Consider the following 17,592-nt stretch of genomic DNA (forward strand, 5'->3'; position numbering starts at 1 on the left):
CGTGATCGATCTGCAGACGCGCACGGCCCCGCCGCGCGCCGGGGCGCTGCGCCGGGCGGCCCCGGCGCTCCTCGGCTACGCGGCCGTCCGCGCCCTGGGCCTGCTCGCGCTCGTGCTGTGGAGCGCGGCGCGGGACAAGAGCGCGTACACGCTGCTCACCGCCCGCTGGGACGCGCTCTGGTACGTCCGGGTCGCCGAACTCGGCTACGGCTACGAGGTGCGGCTGCCCAACGGCGACGTCCACTCCAACCTGGCGTTCTTCCCTCTGCTGCCCTGGCTGGAACGGCTGGTGGCGGCGGTGTCGCCGCTGTCGTACGCGGACGGCGGGTTCGTCGTGAGCCTGGCCGCCTCCCTCGCCGCGGCCTGGGGGATCTTCGCGGTGGCGGACCATGTGTACGGCCGCCGGGCCGGGGTGTGCGCGGTGCTGCTGTGGGCGGTGCTGCCGGTGGGGATCGTGCAGTCGATGGCGTACAGCGAGTCGCTGTTCACGGCTCTGGCCGCGTGGTCCCTGTACGCGGTGCTGACCGGCCGCTGGGTGACGGCTGGGGCGCTGGCGCTGGCGGCGGGACTGACTCGCCCGGTCGGGGCGGCCGTCGTCGCGGCGCTGTGGGCGGCGGCGATCGCCTCCTTCGTCGCGGAGCGGCGCGCGGCCCCCGGCGGGCCGGGCGGCCGAGCCGCTTCCCGTGCCCGCCGCGCCGCGGGCATGCTCCTCGCGCCCCTCGGCACCGCCGGGTACGTGCTGTGGGTCGGCCACCGCACGGGTGCGGGCCCGCTCGGCTATCTCGACGTCCAGGCCGGCTGGCGCAACGGTTTCGACGGGGGTTACGCGTTCGCCCGGTTCGTCGCCGGCAGGTTCGTGTCGTTCCCGTCCGCCCTGGCCGGTGCGGGGCTGGTCCTCGGGGTCGCGTCAGTCGTCTGGCTGTACGCGGTCGGGGTTCGTCAGCGGCAGCCGCTTGCGCTGCTGGTCTACAGCGGAGCCGTGACCCTGCTGGCGCTGTGCGCGTCGAGCTACTTCGGCTCCAAACCGCGGCTGCTGATGCCCGCGTTCCCGCTGCTGCTGCCCCTCGCGCTTCTTCTCGCGCGGGCACGTCCTCCCAGGTCAGCCGTGGTGCTGGGGGTCCTGGCGGTGGTCGGCGCGGTGTACGGGGCCTTCTGGCTGAACGGGTCCGGTCCCCCCTGACCCGCTGTGAGCCCCGGGAGAATTCCGCCCCATGCGGGGGTGAACGAATTCAAAAGCGCAATAAAACCCGGCCCCGGGATGATCAAAGGAATTGAAGGCCGCGACGGTCGGCGATTACAGAATCGCTGGAAATAAACCCCCTGTTGAGAGGAATCCCACATCACATCGTCATCACAAAGCCGTTGATTCGCCCGGGATCTCAGCTCACTCGCTGTAACGTCGATCGGGTGCGTACCGAACCGAAGCTCACCCGTCTGGACCGGGTGTTCGCCCGGCTGGACCGTGAGCCGGAACGACCGGCCCACATCGATGAGCCGAAGATGAGCAGGCACCGCGTCGTGCTCCTCGCGGCGACCCTGGCCTTCTACGGCGCGATCGTGTGGGCCGTGGTGATCACGTCCTGGCTGGTCCGGCTCGACTGGCAGGTCATGTTCTTCCGGCCCTACCAGCAGTGGTCGGAGATCCACTGGTTCGTCGACTACTACGTGGTCCTCGGCCAGCGCGGCCCGACCGCGGTGATGGTCGCGGCCTGGCTGGGCTGGCGTTCCTGGCGGCAGCACACCCTGCGTCCGCTGCTCGCCCTGGGCGTCTCGCTGCTGCTGCTGAACGTCACGGTCGGCGCGGCCAAGTACGGCATGGGCCGTCTGGGACCGCACTACGCGACCGTGATCGGCTCGAACGAGATGTGGCGCGGCGGCGATATATTTCCGAGCGGTCACACCGCCAACGCCGTGGTGACGTGGGGAATCCTGGCCTACATGGCCTCCACCCCCAGAGCGCGCCGCTGGCTGTCCGCCGTGTCGGCGGTGACCTCCCTGGGCGTCGGCATGGCCACCGTCTACCTCGGTACGCACTGGCTGAGCGACGTCCTCCTGGGGTGGGCCGCGGGCCTGCTGATCCTGCTCGCCCTGCCCTGGTTCGAGCCGCTCATCGCCCGCTGCGAGGCCCGCATCTTCGAACTGCGCGACCGGGTGCGGGCGCGTCGCCGCCGTGCCTCGTCCGTGCCGGCCGGTCTGCCGCCCCTGGTCGTCACGCCGCTGTCCGCCGAGCGGGACGACGTGGCGGCCCGCTCGCCGCGGACCCCGGTCTACCTGGCGCCGGGACCGCACACGAGCCGCGCGGAGCGCACGCCGACCACCCCGGCCGGCAGTCGCAGGCCGCAGCACCCGGAGCGCCACCCCCGCGGTTCCGCCTCCTCGGCCCGTCCGGTGGCGGGCGGCTGACCCCGTACGGACCCGGCCGCCGCGCGACGCGTCCCGGCACGGCGAAGGCCCCGGTTCCTCGCGGACCGGGGCCTTCGGTGTGTCTCAGCCCTTCCAGGCGCGGGCCACCCGGCCGCCCTTCACCTCGAAGTTCAGCCGGCCCACGCGGTACTCCATGGTGATGATCGCTCCCGGTGGCAGCGAGCGGACCGTCGGCCAGCCGCGCTCGCGCGCGAGGTGCTCGGCCCGGCCGGCCTCCAGGCCGACATAGGTGTCCGGGCTGTCGTCGGGTTCGGCGGAAGGTGTCGGAGTCGGTGCCATGCCGCCACGCTATGTCCTGCCCGGCGGCCGCGGAAGCCCGGCCGGCCTGCCGGTCACTGTCCGCGCCCGGTCACTCTTCTGTCACAAGATCACGACAGGTGTTCAGCGGGTCACCCGGCACACGCACGAGCGGTTCCGCACCGCTTCCGCCGGCATTCGGGCGCATTTCCCCGCCTCCCTGTACGCCGCCGGAAAGGCCCGCCGTCATGCGAATGGGTGAGGTGTTCCCGGGCTTTTCGCATTCCGCCGCCGGACCGGCCGGGCGACCGCTGCGCCACCCGGGAAATAGGCGTCACGGCGCCGCCCCGGGTCCGTTCCGAGCGGCCGGGGTCGGCGCGGCGCCGTCCGCGGGTTCCGGCGGCGACTGACCTGCCCGGGCCAGGGCCCGGTCGAGCCGGTCGCGCGTCCTGCTGATCGCGTCGACCAGTCCGGCCGGCTCCAGCACCTCGAAGTCGAAGCCCAGCATGACGACGTGGATGACCATGACGTCGAGGCTGCCGGCACCGCAGCGCAGCAGGCAGGTGTCCGGGCCCTCGGCCTCCAGCACCCCGGCGGAGGGCGAGATGTGCGCCCGGGCCTCGGCCACCGGCGCGAAGAGCCGGACCACGCCGTGGGTGGCGTACGCGCGCGTGGAGACGCCCTCGGAGACGTAGGCCGCGAGGTCCTCGTGGGGCGGGTCGCGGGGCACGAAGCGCGGGCCGTGCGGCGGCTTCGGCGTGATGCGGTCGACGCGGAAGGTGCGCCAGTCCTCCCGGTCGAGGTCCCAGGCGACGAGGTACCAGCGCCGCTCGGTGCACACCAGGCGGTGCGGTTCGACGGTGCGGCGGGACGCGGTGCCGTCGTGGCCCTGGTAGGCGAAGCGGAGCCTCTCGGCGTCCCGGCACAGGTGGGCGAGTTCGGTGAGCACGGCCGGGTCCACGGAGGAGGGCAGCGAGCCGCGCAGCATCGGCACGGTGAAGGCGTTGAGGGCGCCCACGCGGCGGCGCAGCCGCGCCGGCAGGACCTGCTCCAGCTTGGCGAGGGCGCGCACGGAGGTCTCGCCGATGCCGTCGATGCCCTGCCCGGCGGCCGTGCGCAGCCCGACGGCCACGGCGACGGCCTCGTCGTCGTCCAGGAGCAGCGGGGGCAGTTCGGCTCCCGCGCCCAGCCGGTAGCCGCCGCCGGTGCCCGGGCTGGCGTCGACCGGGTAGCCGAGTTCGCGCAGGCGGTCCACGTCACGGCGCAGGGTGCGGGCGCTGACGCCGAGCCGCCCGGCCAGCTCCGGGCCGGGCCACTCGCGGTGGGCCTGGAGCAGGGACAGCAGACGCAGCAGGCGGGCCGAGGTCTCCAGCATGGGGCCGAGTCTGCCAGCCCTCGCGGACAACCACTGTCCTCAAGGGCGGTAGGCCAGTTGGGGGACGGTGAAGCAGGTGCGGTCCATGTCGCCCTGGCTCACCCAGCCCTCGCCGTCCTGCCAGCGGGCCACGGACAGGCAGGTGCGCCGGGTCGCGGGCGGTTCGGCGGAGCGGGCGAACTCGACGGGGAGCAGCAGTCCGCCCGCGGTGTAGCCCCGGCTGCGGTCCATGAAGCGGTCGACGCACGCGCGCGTGATGCCCTCCTGCGCGCAGGAGCGCGCCGCGTCGGTGAACCAGCGGGCGGCCGCCCATCCCTCCAGCTGCCACTGGGAGTGCGTCCGCAGGCCGCGGGTCGCCTCGCGGAACTCCCGTACCGCCGGGTGGCCGGTGTCCTGGAAGTTGCGGCTGGCGCCGGTCGCCCACAGGGCGTTGCGGCAGTGCGGGGCGTCCCGGTGGTCGTCGGCGACGGCGGAGGTCCAGTTCTGCACGTTGGTGACCTTGGCGGTGAGCCGGACGCCCTCCTGGTCCAGCGCGCGGCACAACCGGGCGTTGCCGTGCCCGTCCAGGGCGTCGAAGACCAGGTCGGCGCCCTGGTCCTTCAGATCGGCCGCCACGGCGCGGAAGTTGGGCAGGGCGAAGTCGACCTGTTCGGTGACGACCCGGTAGCCCTCGGCCCGCAGACCGCGTTCGACGAGCCGGGCGTAGGCGGCCGAGGCGGACTGGTTGTAGGAGACGACGGCGGCGGTGCGGGCGCCGTGCTCGCGCCGGAAGTAGCGGTAGACCTCGGTCCCGCCGTACAGCTCGCCGTCCCAGCCGGTGGTGCCGTCGCGGGGGGCGAGGCTGCCGTAGATGCCGTAGAGGTGCGGGTAGGTGTCGTAGGCGCTGCCGATGGGCTGGCCGCCGATGTCGGGCACGCGCGCGGCCGAGACGCGGGGGGCTCCCGCGTAGTCGAGAGCGGTGGTGGCGACCAGGGCCACGACCCGGTCCTCGTCGACGAGCTTGTGCACGCACTCGTTGTTGCCGACGCCGCTGCCGCCGTCGTCGCACAGGCGCACCTCGACCCGCCGGCCGTCGATGCCGCCGCGCGCGTCGAGCCGGTCGAAAAAGGCCTTGGCACCGTCGCGCGGGCCGGTGAAGGCGTCGCCGCCGACCGGGCTGGTGGCGCTGGTGATGATGCCGACCCGCAGGGGCGCCGTCTCGCGCGGGGCGGGGCTGCGGTCCTCGCGCGTGAAGTCGCTCTCCGGGAGCCGGCTGCCGCAGGCCGCGCTCAGGGCGAGCAGCAGCACCGCGGCGAGCGCCTCAGCAGCCCGGTACCGGCGACGCATTGCCGCTCAGTTGCACCAGCGCGCACAGCGTCTTGGCGGACACCTTCCAGGTGCCGTCCTGCTCGACGGCGCTCCCGGAGGCGTCCGGGAGGACGGTGGCGCCCTTGAGGGTGAGCGTGTACGTGATGTCCGCCGCCGTCGCGGAGGTGAACTCGACCTTGTCGACCTGCGCCTGGACCTGCCCGCCGCGTTCGTCGCCGCTGAAGGCCCGCAGGACCGGGCCCAGCCGGTCGCCGTTCTCCAGGACGGCCTGCTTGTCCTCGGTCGAGGTCTGCGGGTCGAAGAACGTCTGCCAGTTCTGCCTGATCTCCGCCTCGGCCGCCGCGCGGTCGGCGGGGGCGCTGGCCGGCGCGCTCGTGGTCCGCTCGGCGGTCGGCGTGGGCGGGGTGCTCCCGCCACCGCCGCCGCTGTCGTCGCTGCAGGCCGCCAGGGCCGGTGCCAGGGCCAGGACCAGGGCGGCGGCCACCGCCGTGCCGCGTCCCGCGGTGCGCGGGCCCTTCGTCGCGTTCCCCCTCCTGAGGTCGCTGCCGAGAACCATCTGGCTCACCACCGGGTGTCGGTCCGGGCCGTGGGCGCCCGGTGCTTTCAGGGTCGGCTTCCACAGGGCATAGTGCAAGCGAATCGGCGGACTCGAACAGGCAGCCAGGCACGTGCCCCGGTCAGGAACGACGTGTGGGAGCCGGTGATCCAAGTGATGCGGACGAGCCGATGGCGCACCCTTCATCCCGTCCTGTGGGGCGGCTGGGCCGCGCTCGCCGCCGGCGCGGTGCTGTGCGTGGCCGGCTGGTACGGCGTCTCCGGCGAGCGCTGGGCCGAACGGCAGCTGCCCTACCTCGCGTCCTGCACGATTCCCGGTGCCGCGCTGATCGTCGCCGGGGCGGTGCTGCTGGCCCGCGGCAGGGATGCGGCCGCCGCCGCGCGCGTGGAGGAGCTGTACGGCCTGCTGGTCGAACCCGATCCCGGCGGCGCCGGCGACCCGGAGGGGGTCGCCTCCGCGCCGCTCGCGGTCAGCGGCCGGCTGCTCACGGTGCCGGGCGGCACGCTGTACCACCGGTCGGACTGCCCGCTGGTCGCGGGGAAGGACGGGGCGGTCCCGGTGGACGCCGGGCCGGCGGCGAGGGGTGGGCTGCGCCCCTGCCCCGTCTGCGAACCGGCCGAAGAAGCCGGCTGATGTCCTCGCTGACGTACGACCTCACCCTCGCGGGCCTGTCCGTGGGGGCCGCGGCGGCGCTGACCGGGATCGGCCTGATCGTGACCTACCGCGCGACCGGGGTGCTGAACTTCGCGCACGGGGCGATCGCGATGGTGTGCGCGTACGCGCTGCGGCAGTGCGTGGTCGGGTGGGGGTGGCCGCTGTGGCTGGGGGCGGTGGTGACGCTGCTGGTGCTGGCGCCGGGGCTGGGGGTGGTGCTGGAGCGGTTCGTCTTCCGGCCCCTGGCGGTGCTCGGGTCGGACCCGGCGCAGACCCTGGTGGCGTCCCTGGGGGTGTTCGTGCTGCTCGTCGGCGGGGCGGCGCTGCTGTGGGGGCAGGGAGCGCGGGACGACGCGCCGGTGCTGGTGCCGGACGAGCCGTGGGGGCAGCTGGCGGTGGTGCTGGTGCTGGCCGCCGCCGTGGCCGTGGTGGTCCGCCGGACGCGGTTCGGGCGGGAGCTGCGGGCCGTGGTCGACGACCGGCGGCTGGCCGAGCTGAGCGGTGTCGACGCCGACCGGGTGGCGGCGGCGGGCTGGGCGTTCGGCGCGTTCACGGCGGGGCTGACGGGGGTGCTGCTGGCGCCCTACGTGCGGCTCGACCCGTACGGGCTGTCACTGCTGGTGATGGAGGTCGTGGCGGTCGCGGTGGCCGCGCGGATGCGCAGCACGGCCGTCGCCGTGGCGGTGGCCCTGGCCGTCGGGGTGGCGCAGAGCCAGCTGACGCGGCTGCACCCGTCGGGCTGGGGGGAGCCCCTGCTGCAGGCGGCCGGCACGAACCTGTTCGTCGTCGCGCTGCTGGTCGCGGCGCTCGTCCTGCCGGGCGTCGGGGCGGGGGACGCGCTGCCGCGCCCGGCCGCTCCCCGGGTCCCGGCCCCGCCGGGGGCCTGGGCCGTGGCGCTGGTGCTGTTCCTGCTGCCGCTGGGTCTGGCGGGCCGGGACCTGCACACAGCGGTCCAGGTACCGGCGCTGGCCGTGATCCTGCTGTCCCTGGTGGTGGTCACCGGGCGCGGCGGCCAGATCTCCCTGGGGCAGGCGGCGTACGCGGGTCTGGGTGCCCTGTTCACGGCGCTGCTGGCGGCGGGCCGCTTCCCGGGGCTGCCGCGCCTGCCGGAGGCGGCGGCCCTCGCGGTGGCGGTCGTGCTGGTGGCCCCGCTCGGGCTGCTGACGGGGTGGCCGGCCATCCGCCGCCGGGGCCTGGCCCTGGCGCTGGCGACGTTCGCGGTCGGCGTCGGCGTGAGCCGCTTCGTCTTCACCCAGCCGTACGCCACGGCGGGTCTCACGCTCGGCCGCCCGGCGGGCTTCGACGGGGACCGGGCCTACTACGCGCTGGAGCTGGTGGTCCTGGCCGCGGCCCTGGCCGCGACGCACCTGCTGCGCCGGGGGCGGACCGGCCGCGCCCTGGCGGCCCTGCGGGACCACGAGGCGGGCGCGCGGGCGGCGGGCGTCCGCGTGCCGGGGCTGAAACTGCTGGCGTTCGTCGCGGGCGCCGCGCTGGCCGCGCTGGGCGGCGGCATGCTCGGCATGGGCCTGCGGGCCTTCGACGCCGCCGCCTACGATCCGGTGCGCGGTCTGCTGTGGTTCGCCGCGGTGGTGGTCATGGGCGCCGACAGCACGCTGGGCGCGCTCGCCGCGGCCGCCCTCCTGGTCGGCCTGGACGCGGGTGCGCGCGGCGGCGTGGCGGCGGCGCTGATCGGCGTGCTCGCGATCCTCGTGGGCCGCTTCCCGGGCGGAGCCCCGGAGGCCGTGCGCGCGGTCCGGCTCGGGCTGCGCCCTCGGCGGACGGCGGCGCTGACGGCGGCGGGCGTCCGGGTGCGCGACCGGCTGCGCGCCGCGGCTCCCCGCACCCCCGGGTCCGGGCCGGCGCCGGTGCCGGTGGGTGCCACGGCGGCGAGTGCGGGTGGGGCCGGGTCGGCGGACCCGGGCCGGGCGAGCCGCTCCGGCTCCCTGACCCGGGCGGTCCGCCCCGGCCCGGCCGGTCGGGTCTCCCGCGCCGGGGCCGGTCCCGCCGGTCCCCTCCTCGCCGCCCGCCGCCTCCACGCCCGCTACGGCGGGTTCACCGCCCTCGACGGGGTCGACCTGGACCTCTCCCCCGGGCGGATCACCGCGGTGGTGGGGCCGAACGGGGCCGGGAAGAGCACCCTGTTCCACTGCCTGGCCGGGACGCTGCGGCCCGTGCGCGGCACCGTGCGGTTCGACGGGCGCGACATCACCGCGCTGTCCGCCCAGGCCCGCACCCGGCTCGGTGTCGCCCGCACCTTCCAGCGGCTGGCCGTCTTCCCCTCGCTGACCGTGGCCGGCAACGTCCGGGTCGGCGCCGAGCAGTGCCGGCCGGGCGATCCGGGTGCCGTGGAGCGGTCCCTGCGGCTGCTGGGCCTGGACGGACCGCTGCGCGCCCTGCCCGCCGCCGGGCTGCCCACCGGCACGCTGCGCCGCGTCGAACTGGCCCGGGCCCTGGCGGGCGCCCCGCGCGTGCTGCTGCTCGACGAGCCCGCCGCCGGCCTGGACACCGCCGAGGTGACCGCGCTGGCCGGGGTCCTGAAGGCCCTGGCCGCCGACGGGACGGCTCTGCTGGTCGTCGAGCACGATCTCGACCTGGTCGCGGACCTCGCCGACGTCGTGCACGTGATGGACGCCGGGCGGATCGTCGCCTCGGGCCCGCCGGGGCGCGTCCTGGACGGCCCGGGGACGGGGGCGGGCCCGTGACCACCGTCGCCCTGCGCCAGGCGCGCGTGCGCTACGGCCCGCTGGAGGCCCTGCACGGCGTCACGCTCGCCGCCCCGGGCCCCGGCCTGACCGTGCTGCTGGGCCGCAACGGCTCCGGCCGCACCACCGTCCTGCGCGCCCTGGCCGGCACCGTCGCCCTGTCGGGGGGCGCGGTCGTCTGGGACGGCGCGGACGTCACCGGCGTCCCGGCGTACGAGCGGGCCCGGCGGGGCCTGTGCCTGGTGCCGGAGCGGCGGGCGGTGTTCGGCTCGCTGACCGTGCGGGAGAACCTCGACCTGGTCTCCTCCCGCCACGCCCCGGCCCTGGAGGCCTACCCGCAGCTGCGTCCCCTGCTGGAGCGGCGGGCCGGCACGCTCTCCGGCGGGGAGCAGCGGATGCTCGCCCTGTCCCGGGTACTGCTGGCACGCGCGCGGGTGGTGCTGGTGGACGAGCCCGTCCAGGGCATGTCCCCGCCGGTCGCGGCCCGGACGTACGAGCTGCTGAGCGGGCTGGACGCGTGCGTGGTGATCGCCGAGCAGCGGCTGCCGACCGCCCTGCGCGGGCGGCCCGCCTTCGTCTGTGAACTGCGGCGCGGGGCGGTGGTGTTCGCGGGCGAGGCGGGGGAACTCCCCCGCTGACGGATCGGGCAGGCATCCCGCTGCGGCGAGCCGGTTGTGCACGGACCTTGGGTAACGGCCATTTTCAGCCATCCACTTCATTCGCGGATTTCCTGATTTGTCGACCCAGCCGGTCAAGGCCGGGTGACGCCCTGTCCACCCTCAACACCGTCCGCGGGACGACGAGTTGACGGTGCGCGGGTCGCTGCGCGCCGGACGGGACACCGCGCGCCGGTTGGTTCGATTACGTTCGCCCCGGGGCGTTACTCCCGCCACGGATCGCCCGTTGTCTCTGCATGAGCCGGGGCCCACCCGGACCACGGGCCGGGAGCCACCCGGCCTCGCCACGCACCGCATCCCCGAGGGAGCCCCCCGTGCCGCGCATGCTCGACGTCAGCGACGAGGTACGCGCCGAGATCGGCGACGAAGAAGCCGACCGCCTGCTCGCCGGCGAGACCGCCCCCGGCAGTTACGACTGCACGTCCTGCCGCACTCCGGGCGACTCCGAGCAGGAGCGCACCAGCACCGTCCTGTTCATCGGGGACGAGACCGCCGTCCTCGCCTTCGCCCACGCCGGCTGTCTGCCCTCCCAGGTCGTCCAGGTCACCGAGGAGCAGCTCCGGGGCGCGGTGAAGTCCATCACCGGCGACACCGGCAGCGCCGCGGGCCCGGAACCCGACAAGGCGGTGCCCGAGCAGGCGGTGCTGGGGGTGACCAGCGGACTGGTCCTGATCGCCGGCGAGCTGCACCCGGCCCTGGTGGTGGAGCCGACCTCGCCCATCGCCCGCCCCGGCTCGATCGGCGGCGGCGACGACTTCCTGCCGCTGCTCATCGAGCAGGGCTTCATGCCGCTGACGGAGCTGTCGGCCGTGCCGCCGGTGCTGCACGGCTGGTCCGTGCTGCTCGCGGTGGGCCAGCTGCACGCGGTGCTCCAGCCGGGGACCAACGGCGGCCAGCCCGTGGCCTGGTGGCAGGCGCACCAGCCGCTCCAGGTCACCGACGCCTGGCGCGCGGCCGCCAACAAGCACCAGCAGGTGCTGATGTTCGCCGCGCCCGTCGGGTCGATCGGCCGCCAGCCGCGCGAGGACCTGCTGCGCGACGCCTTGGACAAGGCGGCGGCGAACGGCAAGCTGGTCGCCGCCGCCCTGCCGCTGGCCGGCACCTGAGCGCCGCGTCACCCGCGCGGACCGCGGCCCTCGCGAAAGCCGTGACGCGGCCGCATCCCTTGACCCACGAGGTCGTTTGGACATACGTGCACGCATACGACGTTCCCCGCCGCCAGTCCTTCTCGCCGATCCCCTCCGCGCGATCGGCGCAGGACGCCCAGGGCGGCCCATCGGCCACGCCGATCTACGACGCGCTCTACGCCGAGTACGTCAAGTCCTTCCGCGCACTGCCCGGTGACCGCAGTGGCGAGGAGAGGCTGGGCTTCACCGCCTTCGGGAACATCCCGCACAGTACGACCGGCTCGTACGGCAGCGGCTACAGCAGTTCGTACAGCGCGTACAGCGCGGGTGCCCAGAGCGCCCGCCACGCCGCCGGGCAGCAGCAGCCGCAGTGGCAGCGGGTCGGGTCCGTCGGGCCGCACGGCACGCAGATGCACCATGTGCCGGCCGCGCTCCCGCCGGGCCGGCGCGGACACGGCTGAGCGGGCACGCAAGCGTGAGGGGCGGTCCCCACCCGGGGGCCGCCCCTCACGCTTGCGTCCGTGCTACTTCTTCCGGCTGCGCTTCTCGCGCACCCGCACGGAGATGTGGATCGGCGTGCCCTCGAAGCCGAACTCCTCGCGCAGCCGGCGCTCGATGAAGCGGCGGTAGCCCGCCTCGATGAACCCGGAGGCGAACAGCACGAAGCGCGGCGGCTTGGTGCCGGCCTGGGTGCCGAAGAGGATGCGCGGCTGCTTGCCGCCCCGCACCGGGTGCGGATGGGCGGCGACCAGTTCGCCCAGGAAGGCGTTGAGCCGGCCCGTCGGGACCCGGGTCTCCCAGCCGGCCAGGGCCGTCTCGATCGCCGGGACCAGCTTCTCCATGTGCCGGCCGGTGCGGGCCGAGACGTTCACCCGCGGCGCCCACGCCACCTGGCCGAGCTCGGTCTCGATCTCCCGCTCCAGGTAGTAGCGGCGCTCCTCGTCGAGGGTGTCCCACTTGTTGAACGCCAGGACGACCGCGCGGCCCGCCTCGACGGCCATCGTGACGATCCGCTGGTCCTGCACCGAGATGGACTCGGAGGCGTCGATGAGGATGACCGCGACCTCGGCCTTCTCCACGGCGGCGGCCGTGCGCAGCGAGGCGTAGTAGTCGGCGCCCTGCTGGAGGTGCACCCGCTTGCGGATGCCCGCCGTGTCGACGAACTTCCAGGTCACGCCGCCGAGTTCGATCAGCTCGTCGACCGGGTCGCGGGTGGTGCCGGCCAGCTCGTTGACGACGACGCGCTCCTCGCCCGCCACCTTGTTCAGCAGGGAGGACTTGCCGACGTTGGGGCGGCCGATCAGGGCGATGCGGCGCGGGCCACCGACGCCGCCCCCGCCGAACGACTCGCGCGGCGCCTCCGGCAGGACCTCCAGGACCTGGTCGAGCATGTCGCCGGTGCCCCGGCCGTGCAGCGCGGAGACCGGGTACGGCTCCCCGAGGCCCAGCGACCACAGGTACGCCGCGTCGGCCTCGCCGCTCGGACCGTCGACCTTGTTGGCGCACAGCACGACCGGCTTGCCGGCCTTGCGCAGCAGCCGCACGACGGCCTCGTCGGTGTCCGTGGCGCCGACCTTGGCGTCGACGACGAAGACGACCGCGTCGGCGGCCTCGATGGCGTACTCGGCCTGGGCGGCGACGGAGGCGTCGATGCCGAGGACGTCCTGCTCCCAGCCGCCGGTGTCGACGACCTTGAAGCGGCGGCCCGCCCACTCGGCCTCGTAGGTCACGCGGTCGCGGGTGACGCCGGGCTTGTCCTCGACGACGGCCTCGCGGCGCCCGATGATCCGGTTGACGAGGGTCGACTTGCCGACATTGGGGCGGCCGACGACGGCGAGGACGGGCAGCGGGCCGTGGCCCGCCTCCTCCAGGGCGCCCTCGACGTCCTCGAGGTCGAAGCCCTCCTCCGCGGCGAGCTCCATGAACTCCGCGAACTCGGCGTCGCCGAGCGCCCCGTGCTCGTGCTCGTGCGCGCCCTCGTACGCGTCCGAGCCGTCGGGCTGGCTGTGGTCGTTCATGAAGTCCGTACCTCGTCGTTCATCGTGGTGGTCGGTGGAGCGTCCGCGGTCGGTGCGGCTGATCCACTACTCAGTGTCGCCTAGCGCCCGGTCAGGCGCCTGGCGTTTTCCAGGTGGGCGGCCAGCTGCTTCTGGATGCGCCCGGTGGCCTCGTCCAGCGCCTTGCGCGTACGGCGGCCGCTGCCGTCGCCCGCCTGGAAGGGCTCGCCGAAGACGACGTCCACGCGCGAGCGCAGCGGGGGCAGCGCCTTTATCAACCGTCCGGGGCGCCCGGAACTTCCCAGGACGGCCACCGGCACGACCGGGGCCCCGCTGCGCACCGCGAAGTACGCGAGCCCCGCGCGCAGCGAGGCGAAGTCTCCCTCGCCGCGGGTGCCCTCCGGGAAGATGCCGAGCACGCCGCCCTCGTCGAGCACGCCGAGCGCCTGGGTGATCGCCGTGCGGTCGGGGGTGTCGCGGTCGACCTTGACCTGCCCGATGCCGAGCAGGAAGGGGTCCAGCGGGCCGACGAACGCCTCCTTCTTGATCAGGAAGTGCGTCGGCCGGGGTGCCACGCCCATGACCATCGGGCCGTCGATGTTGTGCGCGTGGTTGACCGCGAGGATCACCGGGCCCTGCGTGGGCACCCGCCAGGCGCCGAGCACGCGCGGCCGCCACAGCCCGTACATCAGGCCGACGCCGATGCGCCGCCCGACCTCCGCGCCGCGTGCCGAAGGCAGCTCGGTCACTTCCCGGCCCGCTTCTCCTCGACCAGGGTGACGACGCACTCGATGACCTGGTCGAGCGTGAGCTCGGTGGTGTCCACCTCGACGGCGTCGTCCGCCTTGGCGAGCGGCGAGGTCTTGCGGCTGGAGTCGGCGGCGTCCCGCTTGATCAGGGCCTCGCGGGTGGAGTTCACGTCGGCGCCCTTGAGCTCACCGCTGCGGCGGGCGGCGCGCGCCTCCGCGGAGGCGGTGAGGAAGATCTTCAGGTCGGCGTCCGGGAGGACGGTCGTGCCGATGTCGCGGCCCTCGACGACGATGCCGCCCGGCGCGGAGGCCGCGATGGAGCGCTGCAGCTCGGTGATCCGGGCCCGCACCTCGGGCACCGCGCTGACCGCGCTGACCTTGGAGGTGACCTCCTGGGTGCGGATCGGTGCGGCCACGTCGACGCCGTCCACCGTGATGGTCGGCCCCTTCGGGTCGGTGCCGGAGACGATCTCGGGCTTGCCGGCCGCGGCCGCGACGGCTCCGGCGTCGTCGATGTCGATGCCGTTGTTCACCATCCACCAGGTGATCGCCCGGTACTGGGCGCCGGTGTCGAGGTAGCTCAGTCCGAGCTGGGCCGCCACGGCCTTGGAGGTGCTCGACTTGCCCGTGCCCGACGGGCCGTCGATGGCGACAATCACTGGCGTGGCGCTTTCCACTGTGGGGACCTTCCTGAACCGGGCCTGCGGGGTGAGGGCGCGACTGCCCCGCACAAGGTTACTGGGTACGAGTCACTCGTCCGGCCGCACCACCTCGACGGCGGGCTCCGGGCCCCCCGGCCCCCCGGAAAGCCGGGAGCGCCCCGGCGGGCCGCATCCCACTACTGCCGCAGGGCCCAGCCCCGCTCGCGCAGCGCGGTGCTGAGCACCGGGGCCGCCTTCGGCTCCACCATCAGCTGCACCAGACCGGCCTGCTGCCCGGTCGCGTGCTCGATCCGCACGTCCTCGATGTTGACGCCGGCCTGCCCCGCGTCGGCGAAGATCCGCGCCAGCTGTCCCGGCTGGTCGTCGATCAGCACGGCCACGACCTCGTAGACCCGCGGGGCGGACCCGTGCTTGCCGGGGACGCGGACCTGCCCGGCGTTGCCCCGGCGCAGCACGTCCTCGATCCCGCCGGCGCCCGCACGCCGCTTGTCCTCGTCGGAGGACTGCAGGGCGCGCAGGGAGCGCACGGTCTCCGCCAGGTCCTCGGCGACGTCCGTGAGCAGGTCGGCGACCGGTGCGGGGTTCGCGGAGAGGATGTCGATCCACATCCCGGGGTCGGAGGCCGCGATGCGCGTCACGTCCCGGATGCCCTGGCCGCACAGCCGCACCGCGGACTCCTCTGCGTGCTCCAGGCGCGCGGCGACCAGGCTGGAGACCAGGTGCGGCATGTGGGAGACGAGGGCGACGGCACGGTCGTGGGCGTCGGCGTCCATGACGACCGGCACGGCCCGGCAGTGCGAGACCAGCTCCAGGGCGAGGTTGAGCACCTCGGTGTCGGTGTCCCGGGTCGGTGTCAGCACCCAGGGGCGGCCCTCGAAGAGGTCGCCGGTCGCGGCGAGCGGGCCGGACTTCTCCCGGCCCGACATGGGGTGCGTGCCGATGTACGCCGACAGGTCGAGACCGCGCGCCTCCAGTTCGCGGCGCGGCCCGCCCTTGACGCTGGCCACGTCGAGGTAGCCGCGTCCGGCGCCCCGGCGCATGGCGTCCGTGAGGACGTCGGCCACGTGGGCGGGGGGCGCGGCGACGATGACGAGGTCGACGGGCCCGTCCGGGGCCTCGTCCGTGCCGGCGCCGAGCGCGGCCGCCGTACGGGCCTGCTCGGGGTCGTGGTCGGCGAGGTGCACGGCGACGCCCCGCTGGGACAGGGCGAGGGCGGCCGAGGTGCCGATGAGGCCGGCTCCGATGACGAGTGCGGTTCTCACTGGGCGATGTCCTTGCGCAGGGCGGCCGCGGCGCCGAGGTAGACGTGGGCGAGGGCGGAGCGGGGCCGGTCGGACTCGATGTGGGCGAGCACCCGGACGACCCGGGGCATGGCGCCCTCGACGTCGAGTTCCTGGGCGCAGATCAGCGGGACGTCGACGATGCCCAGCTTGCGGGCGGCCGCCGCGGGGAAGTCGCTGCGCAGGTCGGGCGTGGCCGTGAACCAGATGCTGATCAGGTCGTCGGCGCTGAGGTCGTTGCGCTCCAGGATGGCCGTGAGCAGGGCTCCGACCTGCTCGTCCATGTGCCCGGCCTCGTCCCGCTCGAGTTGGACGGCGCCCCGGACCGCTCGTACCGCCACGGCGATGCTCCTTGCTGACGTGCGTGTCGCTCTACGTCCGGCCAGCCTAGTCAGCCCGCGCCGACCGGGTGCGCGGCGCCCGCCCGGTGAGACGCCGGGACGGCCGCCCCTTGGGTATTTTCGAGGCGATGGACGGCATACGCCTTTTTCCGCCTTTCCAGGCTTTTCCGCCTTCTGTACTTCTGGCTTTTCGGCATACGGAGTGACGACATGACCCACGAGACCACGCGCCGCACGGTTCTTCTGGCGACGGGGGCGACGGGCGCCGCGGTGTTCGCCGCGGCCTGCGGCGGGGGCGGTGACGGCTCCTCGTCGAGCGAGTCCTCCGCGGGCGCGGAGTCCGCTCGGGCGGGCGGGCGGCTGGCGGCCACGAGCGAGATCCCGGTCGGCGGCGGCAAGGTCTTCGCGGACCGGAAGGTGGTCGTGACCCAGCCCGAGGCGGGCGAGTTCAGGGCCTTCTCGGCGATCTGCACGCACCAGCGCTGCCTGGTGAACTCCGTCGCCGACGGCACGATCGACTGCCCCTGCCACGGCAGCCGCTTCCGCGTCTCCGACGGCTCCGTGGTCGACGGCCCGGCGACGGAGCCGCTGCCCGCGGAGCGGATCACGGTCCAGGGGAACGCGATCCGCCTGGCCTGATCGCCGTGGGCCCGCGTTCGCTTCCGGGGATGTGCGGGCCGAGCCCCCTGGCCCGCCGCCCCTCAGCCCTGCAGCCGGACCCGTACGACGAGGTCGTGCAGGGCGTCGGTGGCGGTGGGGGCCGGCGGCAGGGCCGTGTCCTGCTGCGCCCGGTCCAGATGCTCGTGCAGCCGCTCGACGTCCTCCCGCACCCGCGCGAGGGCGATCCCGGCCGGGCCGTGTTCGCGCTCGGCCTTCGCCGCGACGAGCTCCGGCAGGTAGGCGGGCGCGTCGACCTCGCCGATCAGGGTCGGCAGGTGCGCCTGCACCTCGCCGCTGCGCATCAGGTGGATGCCGGTGAGCAGGACGCGGAACGTGTAGAGCAGCGGCTTGAGCTCGCCGGACCTGCTGAACAGCCGCCACTAAGTGTTCGCGAACCCCCGGTAGTGGTGGGCGTGGTTGCCGGTGAGGACGCCGGGGGCGAGCGCGGCCAGTTCCCGGTGCGCGTCGGTGGTGTGCACGACGATCGGGGACAGCAGCTGCTCCAGCACGTAGCCGTTGCGGCGCAGCATCAGGCGGACGAACTTGCGCAGGTCGTGCGTGACGAGGTCCATCTCGATCCCGTCGCGGTCCCACATCCGCGAGCGGGTCTCCTCGGGCTCGCGCAGGCCGACCAGGTCGGCGGCCGGCAGCAGGTGCACCCCGCGCAGGTCCACGTCCGAGTCGCGCGACGGGAAGCCGTAGAGGTGGGCGCCGGAGACGGTCGCGAACAGCACCGGGTCGGGCTGCCCGGCCACCACGGGCGCCAGGTCGAAGCGCGCGAGATCGGTGGCGTCGGTGAGAGCTGCGGCGCCGGTGAGTGCGGAGGCGCCGGTGAGGTCAGGG

Annotated in this window: 17 protein-coding genes and 1 pseudogene; 8 read left to right on the plus strand and 10 right to left on the minus strand. The window is 74.7% G+C overall.

Annotated elements, in window-relative coordinates:
• The first annotated feature begins 1 nt into the window (after position 1).
• Positions 2–1,180: a hypothetical protein gene (locus tag ACFYWG_RS31335; RefSeq protein ID WP_389204322.1), complete on the plus strand. Its 1,179-nt coding sequence runs from the start codon at positions 2–4 to the stop codon at positions 1,178–1,180.
• Positions 1,181–1,407: 227 nt separating this feature from the next.
• Positions 1,408–2,403 carry a phosphatase PAP2 family protein gene (locus ACFYWG_RS31340; RefSeq protein ID WP_383503597.1) on the plus strand — a complete coding sequence of 332 codons (996 nt, stop codon included), beginning with the start codon at positions 1,408–1,410 and terminating at the stop codon, positions 2,401–2,403.
• A gap of 84 nt (positions 2,404–2,487) precedes the next feature.
• Here the strand turns inward: ACFYWG_RS31340 and ACFYWG_RS31345 are convergent, their stop codons facing one another.
• The 4 genes from ACFYWG_RS31345 to ACFYWG_RS31360 all read right to left on the minus strand — a co-directional run bounded on the left by ACFYWG_RS31345 (position 2,488) and on the right by ACFYWG_RS31360 (position 5,900).
• The gene (locus ACFYWG_RS31345; protein ID WP_383503596.1) at positions 2,488–2,703 is read right to left on the minus strand and encodes an I78 family peptidase inhibitor; all 216 of its coding nucleotides are present in this window, start codon (positions 2,701–2,703) and stop codon (positions 2,488–2,490) included.
• Between the two features lie 292 nt (positions 2,704–2,995).
• Positions 2,996–4,036, minus strand: a complete 1,041-nt coding sequence (locus ACFYWG_RS31350; protein WP_389204323.1) for a helix-turn-helix transcriptional regulator — start codon at positions 4,034–4,036, stop codon at positions 2,996–2,998.
• A gap of 39 nt (positions 4,037–4,075) precedes the next feature.
• Positions 4,076–5,362: an ABC transporter substrate-binding protein gene (locus ACFYWG_RS31355; RefSeq protein ID WP_389204324.1), complete on the minus strand. Its 1,287-nt coding sequence runs from the start codon at positions 5,360–5,362 to the stop codon at positions 4,076–4,078.
• The gene (locus ACFYWG_RS31360; protein ID WP_376331262.1) at positions 5,337–5,900 is read right to left on the minus strand and encodes a hypothetical protein; all 564 of its coding nucleotides are present in this window, start codon (positions 5,898–5,900) and stop codon (positions 5,337–5,339) included. Before ACFYWG_RS31360 ends, ACFYWG_RS31355 begins: the two co-directional genes overlap by 26 nt.
• A gap of 156 nt (positions 5,901–6,056) precedes the next feature.
• Here ACFYWG_RS31360 and ACFYWG_RS31365 point away from each other — a divergent pair, with 156 nt between their 5' ends.
• The 5 genes from ACFYWG_RS31365 (at position 6,057) to ACFYWG_RS31385 (ending at position 11,521) form a co-directional block, all read left to right on the plus strand.
• Positions 6,057–6,533, plus strand: coding sequence for a hypothetical protein (locus ACFYWG_RS31365; protein ID WP_389204325.1), 477 nt, complete (start codon positions 6,057–6,059; stop codon positions 6,531–6,533).
• Positions 6,533–9,256, plus strand: a complete 2,724-nt coding sequence (locus ACFYWG_RS31370; RefSeq protein WP_389204326.1) for an ATP-binding cassette domain-containing protein — start codon at positions 6,533–6,535, stop codon at positions 9,254–9,256. Before ACFYWG_RS31365 ends, ACFYWG_RS31370 begins: the two co-directional genes overlap by 1 nt.
• On the plus strand, positions 9,253–9,894 hold the full coding sequence (locus tag ACFYWG_RS31375) for an ATP-binding cassette domain-containing protein (protein ID WP_385420604.1): 642 nt from the start codon (positions 9,253–9,255) through the stop codon (positions 9,892–9,894). Before ACFYWG_RS31370 ends, ACFYWG_RS31375 begins: the two co-directional genes overlap by 4 nt.
• Before the next feature lie 353 nt (positions 9,895–10,247).
• Positions 10,248–11,039 (plus strand): hypothetical protein, encoded by a 792-nt coding sequence (locus ACFYWG_RS31380; RefSeq protein ID WP_376331255.1) that lies wholly within the window; start codon positions 10,248–10,250, stop codon positions 11,037–11,039.
• 86 nt (positions 11,040–11,125) lie between these two features.
• Complete coding sequence (locus tag ACFYWG_RS31385) at positions 11,126–11,521, plus strand: hypothetical protein (RefSeq protein WP_376331254.1); 396 nt, start codon at positions 11,126–11,128, stop codon at positions 11,519–11,521.
• 63 nt (positions 11,522–11,584) lie between these two features.
• Here ACFYWG_RS31385 and der read toward each other — a convergent pair whose 3' ends face one another.
• The 5 genes from der to aroH form a co-directional block, all read right to left on the minus strand.
• Positions 11,585–13,078, minus strand: coding sequence for a ribosome biogenesis GTPase Der (gene der / locus ACFYWG_RS31390; RefSeq protein ID WP_376331252.1), 1,494 nt, complete (start codon positions 13,076–13,078; stop codon positions 11,585–11,587).
• An 80-nt stretch (positions 13,079–13,158) separates the two neighbouring features.
• Positions 13,159–13,806: a lysophospholipid acyltransferase family protein gene (locus ACFYWG_RS31395; protein ID WP_376331251.1), complete on the minus strand. Its 648-nt coding sequence runs from the start codon at positions 13,804–13,806 to the stop codon at positions 13,159–13,161.
• Complete coding sequence (cmk, locus tag ACFYWG_RS31400; RefSeq protein WP_376331249.1) at positions 13,803–14,465, minus strand: (d)CMP kinase; 663 nt, start codon at positions 14,463–14,465, stop codon at positions 13,803–13,805. Before cmk ends, ACFYWG_RS31395 begins: the two co-directional genes overlap by 4 nt.
• A 179-nt stretch (positions 14,466–14,644) precedes the next feature.
• Complete coding sequence (locus ACFYWG_RS31405; protein ID WP_376331247.1) at positions 14,645–15,730, minus strand: prephenate dehydrogenase; 1,086 nt, start codon at positions 15,728–15,730, stop codon at positions 14,645–14,647.
• Positions 15,727–16,089 carry a chorismate mutase gene (aroH, locus tag ACFYWG_RS31410; protein WP_376331245.1) on the minus strand — a complete coding sequence of 121 codons (363 nt, stop codon included), beginning with the start codon at positions 16,087–16,089 and terminating at the stop codon, positions 15,727–15,729. Before aroH ends, ACFYWG_RS31405 begins: the two co-directional genes overlap by 4 nt.
• A 210-nt stretch (positions 16,090–16,299) precedes the next feature.
• On the opposite strand from aroH, the gene ACFYWG_RS31415 reads away from it, so the two are divergent.
• Positions 16,300–16,728, plus strand: coding sequence for a Rieske (2Fe-2S) protein (locus ACFYWG_RS31415; RefSeq protein WP_385420599.1), 429 nt, complete (start codon positions 16,300–16,302; stop codon positions 16,726–16,728).
• 62 nt (positions 16,729–16,790) lie between these two features.
• Here the strand turns inward: ACFYWG_RS31415 and ACFYWG_RS31420 are convergent.
• Positions 16,791–17,516: pseudogene (locus ACFYWG_RS31420) on the minus strand (DNA polymerase beta superfamily protein).
• Between the last annotated feature and the right edge of the window lie 76 nt (positions 17,517–17,592).

This window comes from Streptomyces sp. NPDC003456 (assembly GCF_042878735.1).
Taxonomy (GTDB): domain Bacteria; phylum Actinomycetota; class Actinomycetes; order Streptomycetales; family Streptomycetaceae; genus Streptomyces.

Bases quoted from the DNA above. Each gene is read 5' to 3' on its own strand.
- ACFYWG_RS31345 (WP_383503596.1), bottom strand. From the start codon at position 2,703: ATGGCACCGACTCCGACACCTTCCGCCGAACCCGACGACAGCCCGGAC.
- ACFYWG_RS31350 (WP_389204323.1), bottom strand. From the start codon at position 4,036: ATGCTGGAGACCTCGGCCCGCCTGCTGCGTCTGCTGTCCCTGCTCCAG.
- ACFYWG_RS31355 (WP_389204324.1), bottom strand. From the start codon at position 5,362: ATGCGTCGCCGGTACCGGGCTGCTGAGGCGCTCGCCGCGGTGCTGCTG.
- ACFYWG_RS31360 (WP_376331262.1), bottom strand. From the start codon at position 5,900: ATGGTTCTCGGCAGCGACCTCAGGAGGGGGAACGCGACGAAGGGCCCG.
- ACFYWG_RS31365 (WP_389204325.1), top strand. From the start codon at position 6,057: ATGCGGACGAGCCGATGGCGCACCCTTCATCCCGTCCTGTGGGGCGGC.
- ACFYWG_RS31370 (WP_389204326.1), top strand. From the start codon at position 6,533: ATGTCCTCGCTGACGTACGACCTCACCCTCGCGGGCCTGTCCGTGGGG.
- der (WP_376331252.1), bottom strand. From the start codon at position 13,078: ATGAACGACCACAGCCAGCCCGACGGCTCGGACGCGTACGAGGGCGCG.
- ACFYWG_RS31415 (WP_385420599.1), top strand. From the start codon at position 16,300: ATGACCCACGAGACCACGCGCCGCACGGTTCTTCTGGCGACGGGGGCG.